The 14226-nt window shown below is 41.2% G+C and carries 13 protein-coding genes, 1 pseudogene and 1 other annotated feature; of the genes and pseudogenes, 5 read left to right on the top strand and 9 right to left on the bottom strand.

All coding sequences use genetic code 11. The features are described from left to right. Nucleotides 1–633: 633 nt before the first annotated feature. Complete coding sequence (locus tag ACFO0S_RS02095) at nucleotides 634–783, bottom strand: helix-turn-helix transcriptional regulator (RefSeq protein ID WP_378139666.1); 150 nt, start codon at nucleotides 781–783, stop codon at nucleotides 634–636. 46 nt (nucleotides 784–829) lie between these two features. On the opposite strand from ACFO0S_RS02095, the gene ACFO0S_RS02090 reads away from it, so the two are divergent. Next, nucleotides 830–1138: a JAB domain-containing protein gene (locus ACFO0S_RS02090; RefSeq protein ID WP_378139664.1), complete on the top strand. Its 309-nt coding sequence runs from the start codon at nucleotides 830–832 to the stop codon at nucleotides 1136–1138. A gap of 141 nt (nucleotides 1139–1279) precedes the next feature. On the opposite strand, the gene ACFO0S_RS02085 is transcribed toward ACFO0S_RS02090, so the two are convergent. After that, a complete protein-coding gene (locus tag ACFO0S_RS02085) occupies nucleotides 1280–2323 on the bottom strand; it encodes an acyl-CoA dehydrogenase family protein (RefSeq protein WP_378139662.1) in 1044 nt (347 codons plus the stop codon). Between the two features lie 22 nt (nucleotides 2324–2345). Then, on the bottom strand, nucleotides 2346–2873 hold the full coding sequence (locus ACFO0S_RS02080) for a DUF4242 domain-containing protein (RefSeq protein ID WP_378139660.1): 528 nt from the start codon (nucleotides 2871–2873) through the stop codon (nucleotides 2346–2348). 146 nt (nucleotides 2874–3019) lie between these two features. Here ACFO0S_RS02080 and ACFO0S_RS02075 point away from each other — a divergent pair, with 146 nt between their 5' ends. Further along, on the top strand, nucleotides 3020–3463 hold the full coding sequence (locus ACFO0S_RS02075) for a winged helix-turn-helix transcriptional regulator (protein WP_378139658.1): 444 nt from the start codon (nucleotides 3020–3022) through the stop codon (nucleotides 3461–3463). Nucleotides 3464–3483: 20 nt separating this feature from the next. Here ACFO0S_RS02075 and ACFO0S_RS02070 read toward each other — a convergent pair whose 3' ends face one another. From ACFO0S_RS02070 to ACFO0S_RS02060, 3 genes are read right to left on the bottom strand one after another with little or no spacing between them, the layout of a single operon-like run. Beyond that, nucleotides 3484–4245 (bottom strand): ABC transporter permease, encoded by a 762-nt coding sequence (locus ACFO0S_RS02070; protein ID WP_378139656.1) that lies wholly within the window; start codon nucleotides 4243–4245, stop codon nucleotides 3484–3486. A 6-nt stretch (nucleotides 4246–4251) separates the two neighbouring features. After that, nucleotides 4252–5214: an ABC transporter substrate-binding protein gene (locus tag ACFO0S_RS02065; protein WP_378139654.1), complete on the bottom strand. Its 963-nt coding sequence runs from the start codon at nucleotides 5212–5214 to the stop codon at nucleotides 4252–4254. A 30-nt stretch (nucleotides 5215–5244) separates the two neighbouring features. Beyond that, nucleotides 5245–6030 (bottom strand): ABC transporter ATP-binding protein, encoded by a 786-nt coding sequence (locus ACFO0S_RS02060; protein ID WP_378139652.1) that lies wholly within the window; start codon nucleotides 6028–6030, stop codon nucleotides 5245–5247. A 680-nt stretch (nucleotides 6031–6710) separates the two neighbouring features. Here ACFO0S_RS02060 and ACFO0S_RS02055 point away from each other — a divergent pair. Further along, nucleotides 6711–6902 (top strand): annotated as a pseudogene (locus ACFO0S_RS02055) (DUF4372 domain-containing protein); the annotation flags it as partial. A gap of 124 nt (nucleotides 6903–7026) precedes the next feature. On the opposite strand, the gene ACFO0S_RS02050 reads toward ACFO0S_RS02055, so the two are convergent. Genes ACFO0S_RS02050 through ACFO0S_RS02040 form a run of 3 tightly spaced genes read right to left on the bottom strand, consistent with a single transcriptional unit; the run spans nucleotide 7027 to nucleotide 10834 of the window. After that, on the bottom strand, nucleotides 7027–8151 hold the full coding sequence (locus ACFO0S_RS02050; protein WP_378139650.1) for a Ger(x)C family spore germination protein: 1125 nt from the start codon (nucleotides 8149–8151) through the stop codon (nucleotides 7027–7029). Next, complete coding sequence (locus tag ACFO0S_RS02045) at nucleotides 8138–9259, bottom strand: GerAB/ArcD/ProY family transporter (RefSeq protein ID WP_378139648.1); 1122 nt, start codon at nucleotides 9257–9259, stop codon at nucleotides 8138–8140. The genes ACFO0S_RS02050 and ACFO0S_RS02045 overlap by 14 nt, the downstream gene beginning before the upstream one ends. Next, a complete protein-coding gene (locus ACFO0S_RS02040) occupies nucleotides 9260–10834 on the bottom strand; it encodes a spore germination protein (RefSeq protein ID WP_378139646.1) in 1575 nt (524 codons plus the stop codon). A 255-nt stretch (nucleotides 10835–11089) separates the two neighbouring features. After that, nucleotides 11090–11339: a binding site (T-box leader), on the top strand. 83 nt (nucleotides 11340–11422) lie between these two features. On the opposite strand from ACFO0S_RS02040, the gene ilvE reads away from it, so the two are divergent. Next, nucleotides 11423–12352 (top strand): branched-chain-amino-acid transaminase, encoded by a 930-nt coding sequence (gene ilvE, locus ACFO0S_RS02035; protein WP_378139644.1) that lies wholly within the window; start codon nucleotides 11423–11425, stop codon nucleotides 12350–12352. Beyond that, nucleotides 12342–14009, top strand: coding sequence for a dihydroxy-acid dehydratase (gene ilvD / locus ACFO0S_RS02030; protein WP_378139642.1), 1668 nt, complete (start codon nucleotides 12342–12344; stop codon nucleotides 14007–14009). Before ilvE ends, ilvD begins: the two co-directional genes overlap by 11 nt. Nucleotides 14010–14226 lie beyond the last annotated feature (217 nt).

Here is a 14226-nt window from a genome sequence, read left to right as displayed (position 1 = left end):
GGGAAATTATAAAAATAAAATAGATAAAAAGAATTAAGATATACGAACAATAGTGGCACAAACCTCGACCAAGGTTTGTGCCACTATTGCTTGTATGTTTTTGTAGTAATTTTTAATTAGGCTATATAAAATCTTCATTCTTAAATCTCTAATCCTACTTTAGATTTAAGCATAAATTAAATCTTGTCCTGCTTCCCTCTGTATTGAGTATCTACCACTCAAATATGATTCTATACGATTGATTCCATTTACTGATTGTTCGACGTAGACACTAGATTCCTCTAATTCCGAGAACAGGAAGTAAACCGCTTGATTATTTAATTGCTCTACTTTTTGATAATTGACACTTAGTAAAATAGAAACCTAGGATCTGGCTAGTTGGATTTTGAAATATTTCTAAAGTTGTTTGGGTTGTCTACATCAGGAAAATGCAACATTATTGAAGTATTCATTTCATCTTATACCTCTCAATCAACGTCGATTTCTAAATTTTTTTCCTTGTCTTCTCCCAATAATTCTTGATAGGTATGATTCTTCAGCTGCAAAGTAGCCTTCAATCATACTAAGACGATTCAGGTTCTGTCGTTATTCCTTCTGACTCGTAAATAACTCATCTACAGTGGTCTCCAATACCTATGCGATATCAAATGCTAGCTGCAAGGTCGGGTTGTATTTATCATTTTCAATGGCGTTGATGGTCGATCTGGAGACTCTACAGAGTTTGGCCAACTCCTCTTGGGACAGTTTGGCGGATTTTCGGAGGTCTCGAATATTATTTTTCATTTAGCCACCGTACTTGTTCCGGTAGACGAGTAAGGTAAGCAGATAGATGACGGAGATCACACGAATCAAACAGGATATCAAAGAAATCGAAGAGTTTTATAAAAGTTATCTACCAGAGAAGAAAACGGATGCAACTGATGCCCTCAAGTTTATTCAAGCCTTGATCAGCGATGAAATCCGTGAAGTATTTCTTGTCATCTGTTTAAATGCAAAGAACCAGATCATTCTCGTACTCCGCTGTCATACAGGGTCTTTAGGTGCCAGCATCATCCATCCTCGAGAAGTCTTTAAAACAGCAATAATGAACCATGCCCACAGTATCATCGTTGCTCATAACCATCCTTCAGGCCACTGAAAAACCTACGGGTTTTCAATGGCCACATCATTCCAGTTCTACTCTTTTCGATTTACCTCACAAAAAAGGCAAAGAACTTTGTAAAGAGTTCTTTGCCTTTGAATATACCTATTGAATGACTACTAGCTGCCTTCTTCAGAATCAGTTTGAGTGAAGTAGTTTTTCTAAATGTTTTACGGTAGGAGTCAGGTTTAACAAGAAATAAGACTCACGCAATCTTCGTGACGGACCACTTGACATTAAATAACCTGCCCCTCCTTGATGCAACATCGTACCGTGAGTAGCTTTGGCTGCCAAATATGTGGCATCAAGCCTTAGCTTGAGTAACTCTTCCCAATCCCCAACACTAGGACCGGCTTTTGCTATGTCGTAGACGCTTTCTTTTAGCGTAACCAATTGTTCCTCAAGTTCTTCAGACTGGATCGGCAAGTAACTATTACACCCCATCTGTTTATTGCAGACTTGGAGAATCGAGTCAATGGATCCTCTCGTGACCCCAAATCCTAAGGGAATTTGATAAAGAACAAATGCAGGTCGGATTATAGGGATGAATACGTCAGCATCTTCGGCCACAATCCAATTGTCCGGAATCCAAACCTCTTCAAACGAACAAGCAAAAGTAGCACTACCGTTGACTCCCAAATACTCCGCTTTTCCCTTTAGAGACAAGCCCTCTGTTCGGCAGGGAACAATAGCCATGATGCGTCTCGTGTCATCCACTTCGGCCACTATTCCAAACCAGTGGTCGTCCCCTAGGTTCGAGACTGAAGGTAACTTCCCTGAAATGATATAACCGCCGTCCACCTTCTTCGCCCGCAAATGTAGCTTTTCAAGTCCTGCATAATATTTCATCGGGTTTGAGAGCCCTGTGGCACCTAATATTGAGCCGTTTTCAAATTGTGGCAGTAGGTGTTCCTTCAGATGAAGGTTTGTACTTTGGCGGATGTAGGTCATCGCAGCCAAATGGCACCAAAAATTAAATGCCGTGGTCATACATACCTTCGCAATCTCCTCTACCATCATCACCTCACGTGAATAGGGAATACCTTCAGAAGAATCGAGGAACCCATTTTGACCTAAACTTTTTAAAAAGTCAGATGCATAATACGCCTCTGTATCGATTCTCTTCACATGTGGCTTTAATTTTTCAGCAATCAGCTCTTGCAAACGGTCTGTGTGTGCCACAGGAACTCCCCCATTTCCATTCTTACGATAGTTCAGTCAATGTATCAATCGGTGCCATTACAGCCTCACGCGCCTTCTTAACGGTTGATTCATCAGGAGAATCATAGAAGCATAGACATTTCGTCATATCCTCACACACATATGTGCGGGAGAACTTCACTTCAGGGACCTCATCATAGTGAACCGAGTTTTTCGATTTTCTTTCTAAGTAAGCATCCATTGTAAGGTTCTCTGGAAGGTTCCACTCTACCAAATAATTTACCGTGTCCGCCTGTTTTTTCACTTCTTCTAGTTCCGTACCGACCAGTCGAACCGGTTTGATTAGAGTGACCGGAACTTCTAGTTTGCGTAATGATTCATTCACTAAATTGCGTTCTTCAGCTTCGATAATGAAAAAAGCACGTGATAAATCTTTTGCTACCTGAACTTCGATCAAACCAGCACCTTGAGTGCCAATCTCGTCACGAACAGCTTCTACTTTTTGCTCGAATGATTCCTTGTCCTTGATAGTGCCATTAAAAACAGATTCGACTAGATATAAAGTGGTCATTGAAATTCCTCCTCTGGATTCAAAATCCAACCATTTAAGTGGGATATCGATTAAAGATTATTTTAAATGACTAGGTAATAAAAAACAACTCAGTTGTATCAAAATTTTCGATATGATTAAATAAGTGATAATGGAGGGAGCATAACATGCGCGAAACACGATACAATTTGCCTTGCAATATAGCACAGACTTTAAACTTGATTGGGGACCGCTGGACGTTACTCGTTCTCCATGAGATCTTGGTCGGCACAAAGACGTTCAATGATTTAAAAAAACAATTGCTAGGAATCTCATCGAATATACTTTCTGACCGATTGAAGCACTTAGAAAAATCGGGACTCGTCCGTTCATCTCTTTATTCGGAACATCCACCTCGATACGAATACGCTCTCACAGAAAGCGGGAAGGCACTAGAACCCGTGTTTAATGCCATGGTTCTATGGGGGAGCGAACACCTGGACCCTTGCTATAAAAAGCTGGTCCATACTACTTGTCAACATGAAGTGGAGATTGCATATTATTGTCCCCATTGCGAAGAAAATGTAACACAGCTCGAAACGACTGTTTTGAAAGATGAAGTAACAGAGTAGAGCAGGGATGCTCTATTTTTTCATGTGGCACGAATACCCCATTGTCTATTGATCCATCTTTCGAATAACCCTACCACCTTATCTAAAAGCAAACCTAAGACCCCTATAAATACGATTCCCGCCATTACAAAGTCTAGCCGCATGGAATTTCGCGCATCCACAATGAGATATCCAAGTCCAGATTGTGCCCCGACCATTTCACCAGCTACTAAGAATATCCACGCTGTTCCCACTGCTATATGCAGTCCATTCGCAATGAATGGAAAGGCTGCAGGGAAGATCACCTTAAAAAGGAGTTGAACCCCTTTCACCTCAAAATTCTCAGCCACCTTTAGATAACTGGCATCTACTTTACGGACTGCCCCAACTGTTGACAGCAGAACAGGGAAAAAGGCAGCAATAAAGATGATGACGATGGCTGGAATATCCCCGATTCCAAACCATAGGACAATAAATGGGGACCAGGCGATGGGAGATACAGGTCGAATCACTTGGGCAATCGGGTCGAGTATGCTCCAAACCAGTGGTAGTCTTCCCAATAGGAGTCCTAGACCGACAGCAATAACAACAGCAGATAAATATCCTAGCAGGAAGCGATAGAGGCTAACTTGAATGTGTGTGATCAGTGTACCGTCTTGTATGAGACTCAAAATGGCTGCACCCACTGCTATTGGCGGTGGGAACAACACAGCATCGTAATCGCCAAAAGTATAGACCATTTGCCACACAGCGATGAGGAGTATAAAGCCAATCCCTGCCGGCGCTAAAAATTTTAGTTTCATTTGTCGTCACATCGCTTCATCTAATAATGAGTGGTCTACAAAATCAGTGTAACTTGGTGGATTGTCCATAAGCCCCATTTCCATAAGACTTGCACGTAATGCTTCATACTCCTCTTCTCGAATCACCAGATCATCATACGCGATCCACTCAAATGATAAATCCAAAACCTCTTCTTCGACGTTCATATATTTTGATGACATTTCATGTGTATGTTCATCTTTTGCTTCTGCCACTTCGCCAGCAGCCACATAGTAATTGACGAACTCCTGAGCGACCTCTTTCTCGTTTTGAATGAAATCATTACGCAGCACAAGAGTACAATCGATGGAGTTCTCCCAGACATCCTGATCCTGATACAGGACTTTGCCCTTTTCAAGCGAGACGGAAATAGCACCAAATGGCTCAGCCACCACGTAGCCTGCAATACGACCCTCAGCAAGAGCCGCTGGCATCTCTGCTGGTGGTAGTTCGATAACATTCACATCTTCATACGCCATCTGGTTTTGCTGTAGCATTTGGTACAGCAAAACATTATGCGTAGAAAATTTATGAGGTATAGCAAAGTTCTTTCCTTTCAAGTCCTGAGCTGTATCGATTGAAGGGTCTGTAACAAATACATTGCCGTCACGATGTCCCAGTGCTACTGCTTTAAGATCGATTCCCTGCTCTTTTGCTTTCATCGCTAGTGTGACGAGGACAGAAGCCCCATCAATACGGCCTGTATTCAAGGCATCCATCAACTCAGGCCATGAACCAAACTTCACTAATTCCAATTCGAAATTTTTATAGTCTTCCAGCTCTTTTTCGATGTACAACGGTACAGCATGAGTTATAGGTAAATACCCTATTTTGACAACGCGTTTTTCATCGTCTGAACCAGAGGATGAGCTATTCTCCGTACCGCAAGCCGTGAGGACCAGGGCAAATACCAAAAGTAGTGTGATTAGTAATGTGAATGATTTTTTCATCGGATTCTCCTTATTGTGTTTAGTCATTGGTCAAATATGAAATTCTATGGCCGATTCCTGTCGGCTGAAATGGAATTCATCCAAAATTTGTTTGCGGTATGTATAAAAATCCGGATGACTTCGATCGCGAGGTTTCGACAGTTCAACATGGATCTCATGGTGAATACGACCTGGATTGGAATGCATAATAAAGATGCGATCAGCTAGATAGATAGCTTCATCAATGTCGTGAGTCACCAACACGATAGTAGTTTGTTCCTTGGCTTGTATGTTGAGTAATTGATCTTGCAGATGGTATCGATTAAATGTATCCAACGCAGCAAATGGTTCGTCCATCAAGATCAGTTCGGGCTGTGGTGCAAGTGCCCTCGCTATCGCGATACGTTGTTTCATACCGCCTGACACTTCATGGGGAAACATTTGACTCTTGCCTGAAAGACCTACCAGGTCGAGATAATGGCGTGCTCTTTCTGCTCGTTCTTTGGCTGATAGAGAAGAACTTTCGAGACCGAATTCCACATTTTTTAACGCGGATTTCCACGGAAGCAATCCGTAGTGCTGAAAAAGCATGATTGCTTTTCGGCTAGGTTTTGTAATGGACTCATTCTGCAGCTTCACAAGGCCTTGATCTGGTCTTTCAAATCCTCCAATAATATTTAGAAGGGTACTTTTCCCACATCCACTCTCTCCCAACAGAGCAATAGTCTCTCCCCGTTGGATAGTGAATGAAATGGAGTCAAGAACCTGGTTCAGTACTTGGTCAGAGTGAAAAGCCTTTGAAATTTCTTCTACCGATAAAAACGGTGCATCTCCCATACCTATAATCACACCCTCACATTAATTTATTATTCCTATTGATATACTATGATTTAACTTTAGGTAATTTTATTATACTCTGTTGTTTTTTACAACTCATTATTCAGATTATATTAATTGATGTATTAAAATAACCCTAGGGTCTAACGAGGTCTAGGTTTAATCAAGACTTCGGTAGACTCTAGGGTCTTACTGTAGTTATGGGTATATCTTTATCCTTTTTGCTCGCTCAATTTGATTCACCGGATCAATGTCGTATTTCTATACCAGTTTAAACATTTCCCTATACTTGAATCTACGTGATGAGGAAAGTATTTCTTAAAAAATGGATATCCACTAATGAATGAAAGAACTGCGCAATCAGCACATCAGGTCTAGCTACTCACAAAAATTTTTAGAAGATAAAGCTATAAGGCGCAACAAAACTATTCCACTATCAGCTTTTCATAAATTAGATTTTAATAAAGTTTCATATTCAATGAGTTCCGAAAAACCCCTATTGATTAACTCATCGAAAATAACTAACTCTTTACATTTATTATCTATCACTACTGTCGCATTAAATTAACTAAACACCTATAAGTAAACAGAATCCTCTGTCATCTAATTCAAGCATAAAAAAATCCTTTATAATGGATTCGGGTAGTAAACCATCCAAATCCAAAATAAAGGACAATCGCATGGATAAGTATACACGCAAAACATCATTTGAACAATGGCTCTCACCAATTTTTTCGAAAAAACTTGAAGAACTGATCGAGACCCATCAGTTAAATTACTTTACAAAGAAGCTGCATTTCGAATCATTTTTAAGACTGCTTGTATTCGCACAGCTCAATGAGACCGAGAGCCTCCAGGCTCTCAGCGACACTAGTGTAGCAACTTGAATGATGGATTTTTGATGTTACTTTTCTGTGTAATCCTTATTTGTGTTTATATATAGGGATAGTAAGCTGACAAGCACTATGACAAAGAAGTAGACCTTATCTAGTTAGTTCAATCTAAGGTTCCAGTTCGGAGGATGTTTAAGTCTACATGAACATTGACTTTTGCCTGTTGGTACATTTCTTTCCACTTATCCTCAGTCAATTCTGAGTTTTTTACGGAGCTTCTGTATTGTTGGCCCAACCCAAATACATCCGAGTTCATATCTTGACAATATCGAATCACTCTTGAAACTTCACTAGAAAGGCTTTTGCTAATAGCCTTTTCTATCATGACAACTTTATTAGGATCTCCTAGGTCGATTTCTGCATTTAATTCTAATATCCTTGCATTTAAACTAATATCTAGATTAAACTCTGGTACTTCATAATTAGTGAGTTCTAACTTTTCTTTAGACTTGATTGTAGCTAGTACCACAGAGAGTTCACTAGGCAGACCCTCCATTTCTGTCTCCTCTAAATCTTCGGTTGATATCTGGGTTTCAAACGTTCCCGAATCGTAATGATCTCTGACTAGTTTTAAATAAAAACTATCAGTAGCCGGTAGTTCTCCAACCATCTCTCCTTTATTAAAAAGCGCCATCCCCGAAATAGTAATTGATTCTCCTTCTCTCGAAAGTATTGGCATCGAAATATCTTTTCCTATAGAATGGTAGTCATGAGATACTTCATGGAGCGTGGATGAAATAATCAATTCTTCTTCCATGTTTTGTTCTAAAAGCTTGTAAATATGTTGCCCTATATCACCTATATCTTTGTAACTCGATTCAAGAATTTTTTTTGTTTCCCCTTCTACCACTGCCATAAATATCCCACCACTGATGTCTGAATCTCTCGTAAGTCCATTCAACGTATTACCAATTCCTTGATTAGCTAATTCATCACCGTAAAGGACTACTCTCAACTGCCCTTCTACAAGCTTCTTCGATGTCTTTCGGTTCATGATTGCTCGGGTCCCTTTACTAGTTTCATTTTCTGCCGAAATTATTTCAATGTTGCTTTCAAACTCAGGACTTACTTGACGGACTACAGCCGTAGTCGACAAACTGCTTTCCTCGCCCAAGTCGTAGCCAACCAGCATGATAAGCCCCACTTTCTCAAGGCGCTTTTGCTCTGCACAGCCCGTTAAACTTAATAAGATTAGTAGTGAGAGTATCAAAGACTTAACCTTCCTCATTAAGGTTTCTCCTTTTTGCTGTAAATTTCTTTTTAATTAACGCTATTAAAAATAAGAAGATCGGATAGACAAAAACGATGTAAAATGCTACTTGAGAGAAGTAAGTATTGAGTGAGTTTATTTGAGTACGGCTTTCAACTAAAATACAACCGATAAAGATTGTACTAATAAATGCCCAAGCAAACTTTGATGCACTTACTTTTACAATGCGTGTAATACCACGATGAGCTGCCCACAGATACAAACATAGATTAGGTAAGATAATCAATAACCAATAGCAAACTGCAATCAGTTCAGTCCTTTCAATAAACGGGAGCTTTAATACACCGAAAAGTGATAGTGTCGCCCATATGGTCTTATTCAGTTGACCTTCACTGAAAAAGGTTATTGAGACCAACATGACTGACAAATACATCAGAGTGGTTACCAGGAGCCCCAAATGAAGAAATTTACTAACCTTCTTTTTTTCTTTTACATACGGATAAATGATGTTCAGGATTTCAAAACCGACTATCGTCAGCGTCATCGAATGTACACCTTTTAAAATATCTAAGAAGTCATTTTCTAAAAAGGGAAGGACATCCCTGAATTCTGTATATTGTAGAGGAAAACTTAACATGGGAAACAACCATATTGCGAAGACAAAACTAAAAAACGTAACGCCTATAATGACTCGGATGCCTCCAAGGAAGGCATAACATACCAGCAACAGTATCGAAGCTGCAATAAACTTAAAATTCAAATCGTGGAATACCCAGGTCTGAATCACTTCAATGTAATTTTGTAAGATTGTAAAAAAGGCTGCTGAACAATACAGAACATAAAGAGCATTTATAAAATTGCCTATCCACTGTCCAAACAAATCAAGATGGATACCATACAAATCCTGCGTTCCATAAATCTCGAGTGTCTTTAGCATGAAAACAGCAACGATGTGCGTGAGCAATCCTGCCAGAATGACCGATATCCATGCATCGTGCTTGGCATCTTCGAAGATGAGCCGTTGAAACCCATGTATCCCGACAGCGACCTGATTCGTGTGAATGACAAAGAATAACAAAAATGCGTTAATGGTCTCTTTTGGACTGATGTGCAAGGTGTTTTTCACTCAATCACCTTCAGTTCTATTTTTCTCTGGATTGATAGGTTCAGAATCGTATTTTGTTTGGTCCTTTGTACGTGTTATTGTCGGTCTCTTGTTGGTGAATGGTAAAGGCAGTCTGACAAGGCTATCACGCCAATCTACAAGGCGGGGAGGATAAAATGGAGCCGTATAAGGGGCCCCTAGACTCGACTGACGAAGTAGATGAACAAGAACAAAACAAAATGCTAACATGACACCAAAGAAACCCCAGAAACCCGCTAACAAGATGATTGGAAATCGTATCAACCGAATCACATTCCCCATCGTGTAACTTGGACTAGTAAAGGAGGCAAGTGCACTTAATGCAACAATGATGATCAATATATTACTTGTAATCCCAGCTTGTACAGCAGCGGTCCCTATTACTATACCTCCAACGATACCGATGGTTTGTCCAACTTTAGTCGGTAGACGTGCACCAGCCTCTCTCAGAAGTTCAATAATCAATTCTAATAATAACGCCTCAATAATAGGTGGAAAGGGAACGAGAGCCCTAGATTCACTTAAAGGAACTAACAATGATCGAGGTATGACCTCATAGTGAAATGTCAATGACGCAACATATAGAGGGGTCAAAAAGATTGATAAGAAAACCGCACTAATTCTTAATAGTCTTAGAAACGTAGCTATTGGCCATCGCAGATTTTGATCTTCCCTACTTTGGAAGAATTCAGTAAAGGATTGCGGGCAGATAATGGCCAATGAGCTTCCATCGACTAAAATCCCTAGCTTCCCATTTAACAAACCTTCGCAAAACCGATCCGGTCGTTCAGTCATAAGAAACTGTGGGAAAGGGGATAACGAGTTGTCATCGATCAGTTGAGCCAGAACCGTACTGTCGATCATCGCATCTACATCGAGATCCTCAATACGCTGCTGAACTGTTTGAACCATCTCTTCGGAGGCAATCCCTTTTATGTACATGAGAGCTACCGTGGTATTGGTTCTATTTCCGACCTTATAGTTTTCTTTACAGAGGTCGGCGTTGATGATGTACCTTCGTACAAGAGATGCATTTGTCGAAAGACTTTCATTGAAAGCAACTTGTGAACCGATTACTTGGGATTCATTTTCTGGTGCCGACAAAGATCTCGACTCTCTTGTTGATATATTCCCGAGTAAGACGATAGAATGGCCCTCAACATGGATAAGTACAGACCCATTGAGTATAGCCATGACAGCTTCTTCCATAGTTGAGGATAAGTCTACTTTGGGTATTATTAATCGTTGTTTTAGACTTTCTGGGGATAAATAGACCTCTTTATATAGGTCTCTTAAGATTTGATCAGTTAAGGTACGGACGTCTACTAAGTCATCCATATAAATTAGTGTGAGATTAGGAGCTATATTTTTCACAACTAGCTCAGCAGGACTGTGTAATGCGGCGGTTACTTGCTGTTCTAGTTCTTTGCCTAAGGAAGGAATTAAACTCTCATGAACCGTTGAGGCCTCAGTAGATTGCTCTTTTTTTTTGGTCATGTCCTGTGTTTCTTTCATCTGTTCTTTATCGAATAGTAACTTTATAGGCTTCTTGAACATTTTTAAATATCCCTCCTACACCACTATCTGATTCTAGAATGGACATGTTGATGAGAATCTATACCTCCGTTTGAAGGTTAGCGTTTAAGAAAGCTTAGAGTTCTGAGATACCAGGAGCAAGAATTAGAAAGATAATTTGCCATTGAAAAGATATATGACTAGTGAGTGATGAGCAAAGTTTTTCATACAAAACAAAAAAAGTGTTTGACAAAAAAAAAATTTGCTGATAGTTTTAGTATTAATAAAATTTGGAATAGAAAATCGCTGACGAGAAGAGTAAGATAAGTCTCCCTGATCCACAGAGAACCGGTACTTGGTGCGAGCCGGTGTTCAGAGCTTATCCGAAAATCATCTCCTAGATGCAATGCCGAACTTTTGAAGTAAGCATTGTCGGGCCGTCCCCCGTTACAAGGAACGCGTATGATTGTACGTTGATTGAGTGTCGTAAATGGATTTGTCCATGAACGGAACTAGGGTGGTATCGCGAGCTAAACTCGTCCCTTCTTTAGGGGCGAGTTTTTTTATTTTCAAAATTTATTATTTCAAGATAGAAAATTTTCTCCAAAAATCAAGAAAAGAGGTATAAAAATGACGGAGCAATTGATTTACTTGAACGACAGATTTGTAAATAAGAAGGACGCTTTAGTTTCTGTTTACGACCATGGCTTTTTGTATGGTGATGGTGTTTTTGAAGGGATTCGAGCTTACGAGGGAAATGTATTTCGATTAGATGAACACATTGATCGCCTTTACGACTCAGCCAAATCAATCATGTTGTCAGTCCCTTTCACTAAAGAAGAGCTGTCCGAACTAACCGTTGAAACATTAAAACGTAATCAACTAAATGACGCCTATATTCGTATCGTCGTTTCGAGGGGTGTGGGTAATTTAGGTCTCGACCCATCATCCTGTAGAAGACCACAGGTCATCATCATTGCAGAACAGCTCTCGCTGTTTCCAAAGGCTCTCTACGAGACGGGAATCGAGATTGTCACGGTTGCCACTCGGAGAAATCGCTCAGATGTCCTTTCTCCCAAGGTCAAGTCACTTAACTATCTAAATAATATTTTGGTACGGATCGAAGCAAATTTAGCTGGGGTTAGTGAGGCCTTGATGTTGAACGATCAAGGATACGTGGCTGAGGGCTCAGCCGACAACGTGTTTATCATCAAAAACGGAGAAATCTTGACCCCACCTGGATATGTTGGTGCTTTAGAAGGTATTACACGAAATGCTGTGATGGAAATCGCAAGTGGATTAGGATTCCCGGTCAGAGAACAGGTATTCACAAGACATGACGTATACGTTGCCGATGAGATGTTTCTAACCGGAACAGCCGCCGAGGTCATCTCGGTCGTAAAGGTCGACGGCAGGACAATTGGGGACGGCACACCTGGGGAACTCACAAAGAAGCTCCTGAAAGAATTCCGAAAGACCGTTACAACAGACGGAACAAAGGTGTATCCAGCACATGACAATACGCTCCCACAAGTTGAGGTGACAGGCTTTGCGCAGTGACATGATCAAAAAAGGCGTAGACCGTGCGCCACATCGAAGCCTCTTATATGCGACAGGTGTCAAGCTCAAAGATTTAGATAAGCCGTTTATCGGCGTATGTAATTCCTATATCGATATCATTCCCGGTCACATGCATCTGCGTCAATTTGCAGACGTGGTAAAAGACGCCATTCGAGCAGCGGGTGGTATTCCATTCGAGTTCAATACAATCGGAGTCGATGATGGTATCGCCATGGGACATATTGGAATGCGTTATTCCCTGCCAAGCAGAGAATTGATTGCAGATTCAGCGGAGACAGTCATCAATGCCCATTGGTTCGATGGAGTATTTTATATCCCAAATTGCGATAAGATCACGCCTGGCATGCTCATGGCAGCTGTACGTACAAACGTGCCTTCCGTCTTCGTCTCGGGGGGACCCATGGAAGCTGGCGTGTCCAGTACAGGACAACCTCTGTCGCTGGCATCTGTTTTTGAAGGTGTCGGCGCCTATCAATCTGGGCGGATGACACAGGAAGAATTACTAGACATCGAAAAAAATGCTTGCCCAACCTGTGGATCCTGCTCAGGAATGTTTACAGCCAACTCCATGAACTCGCTTATGGAGATGTTGGGAGTTGCTCTTCCTGGAAACGGAACTCTAGTCGCGACTTCAAAAGAGAGACATCAGTTGATCTACGATGCAGCGGAGCATCTTATCGATCTCATCAAAAACGATATAAAACCTAGAGATATCATTACAAAGGAGACCATAGACGATGCATTTGCACTCGACATGGCGATGGGAGGTTCAACAAACACCGTATTACATACATTGGCCATAGCCCATGAAGCTGAAATCGATTATGACCTGAACCGAATCAATGAGATAGCCAAACGCACACCCTATCTCTCGAAAATCAGTCCAGCCTCGAATTATTCAATGCAGGACGTCCATAATGCCGGTGGGGTGAGCGCTATCATCAAAGAGCTATGTGAGATGGAGGGAGTGGTTCATCCTGAGCGCATCACAGTCACTGGAAAAACATTATACGAAAATGTGAAAGAGGCGCAGGCTCTCAATTCAGATGTGATACGTAGTAAGGAGACCGCCCATAGTCAGGTCGGTGGACTCTCCATCTTGTTTGGAAATCTCGCCCCTGATGGGGGGGTCATTAAAGTTGGAGCTGTCGACCCGAACATTAAAAGCTTTGTCGGGTCAGCTATCGTTTATGAATCACAAGACGATGCCCTGAAGGGGATTGAATCTGGAGAAGTTCAAGCAGGACACGTGGTTGTAATAAGGTATGAAGGTCCAAAAGGTGGGCCAGGTATGCCCGAGATGCTCGCTCCGACAGCCGCAATCGCTGGACGTGGGCTCGATACTCAAGTCGCCCTGATTACAGATGGTCGATTCTCAGGGGCTTCAAGAGGGGTATCAATCGGCCATGTCTCACCAGAGGCTGCTGAAGGTGGGCCTATCGCTCTCGTACACGATGGAGACCTTATTACAATTAATCTTGTAGAGAGAACACTATGCTTGGAAGTGTCAGAGAAAATCCTGGAAGAGAGAAGAAAGCACTGGATCAAACCTTCTCCTAAAATTCAGAAAGGATATCTGGCCCGTTATGCAAAACTTGTCACCTCTGCCAATACAGGCGGGGTATTAAAAATCTAATTATATAAATCTATGAAGAGGCGCAAGGACAGGAAATCGTATTGACAGAGAGCTGGGAACGCTGGAAACCAGTAATACGCCTGAACCCTTCTATCCCCTCCGAGTGTTGTTCTGAACTGCATTAGTAAGAGCAGCCGAGTATCAATATATACTCGTTATCAAAAATTGAAACACTTAAATGTTTCTGCTAAGGTCGCGTGCACTAGAAGCGATGGAC

The organism is Chryseomicrobium palamuruense (assembly GCF_042649045.1).
In the GTDB taxonomy this organism is placed as follows: domain Bacteria; phylum Bacillota; class Bacilli; order Bacillales_A; family Planococcaceae; genus Chryseomicrobium; species Chryseomicrobium palamuruense.
Note: the sequence above shows the minus strand (reverse complement) of the source record. Positions and strands in the feature narration are given on the sequence as shown.

Excerpts from the sequence above, each read along its gene's own strand:
- ACFO0S_RS02080 (WP_378139660.1), bottom strand. The coding sequence starts at position 2,873 with ATGACCACTTTATATCTAGTCGAATCTGTTTTTAATGGCACTATCAAG.
- ACFO0S_RS02060 (WP_378139652.1), bottom strand. The coding sequence starts at position 6,030 with ATGGGAGATGCACCGTTTTTATCGGTAGAAGAAATTTCAAAGGCTTTT.
- ACFO0S_RS02090 (WP_378139664.1), top strand. The coding sequence starts at position 830 with ATGACGGAGATCACACGAATCAAACAGGATATCAAAGAAATCGAAGAG.
- ACFO0S_RS02075 (WP_378139658.1), top strand. The coding sequence starts at position 3,020 with ATGCGCGAAACACGATACAATTTGCCTTGCAATATAGCACAGACTTTA.
- ilvE (WP_378139644.1), top strand. The coding sequence starts at position 11,423 with ATGACGGAGCAATTGATTTACTTGAACGACAGATTTGTAAATAAGAAG.
- ACFO0S_RS02040 (WP_378139646.1), bottom strand. The coding sequence starts at position 10,834 with ATGTTCAAGAAGCCTATAAAGTTACTATTCGATAAAGAACAGATGAAA.
- ACFO0S_RS02095 (WP_378139666.1), bottom strand. The coding sequence starts at position 783 with ATGAAAAATAATATTCGAGACCTCCGAAAATCCGCCAAACTGTCCCAA.
- ACFO0S_RS02050 (WP_378139650.1), bottom strand. The coding sequence starts at position 8,151 with ATGAGGAAGGTTAAGTCTTTGATACTCTCACTACTAATCTTATTAAGT.
- ACFO0S_RS02065 (WP_378139654.1), bottom strand. The coding sequence starts at position 5,214 with ATGAAAAAATCATTCACATTACTAATCACACTACTTTTGGTATTTGCC.
- ACFO0S_RS02070 (WP_378139656.1), bottom strand. The coding sequence starts at position 4,245 with ATGAAACTAAAATTTTTAGCGCCGGCAGGGATTGGCTTTATACTCCTC.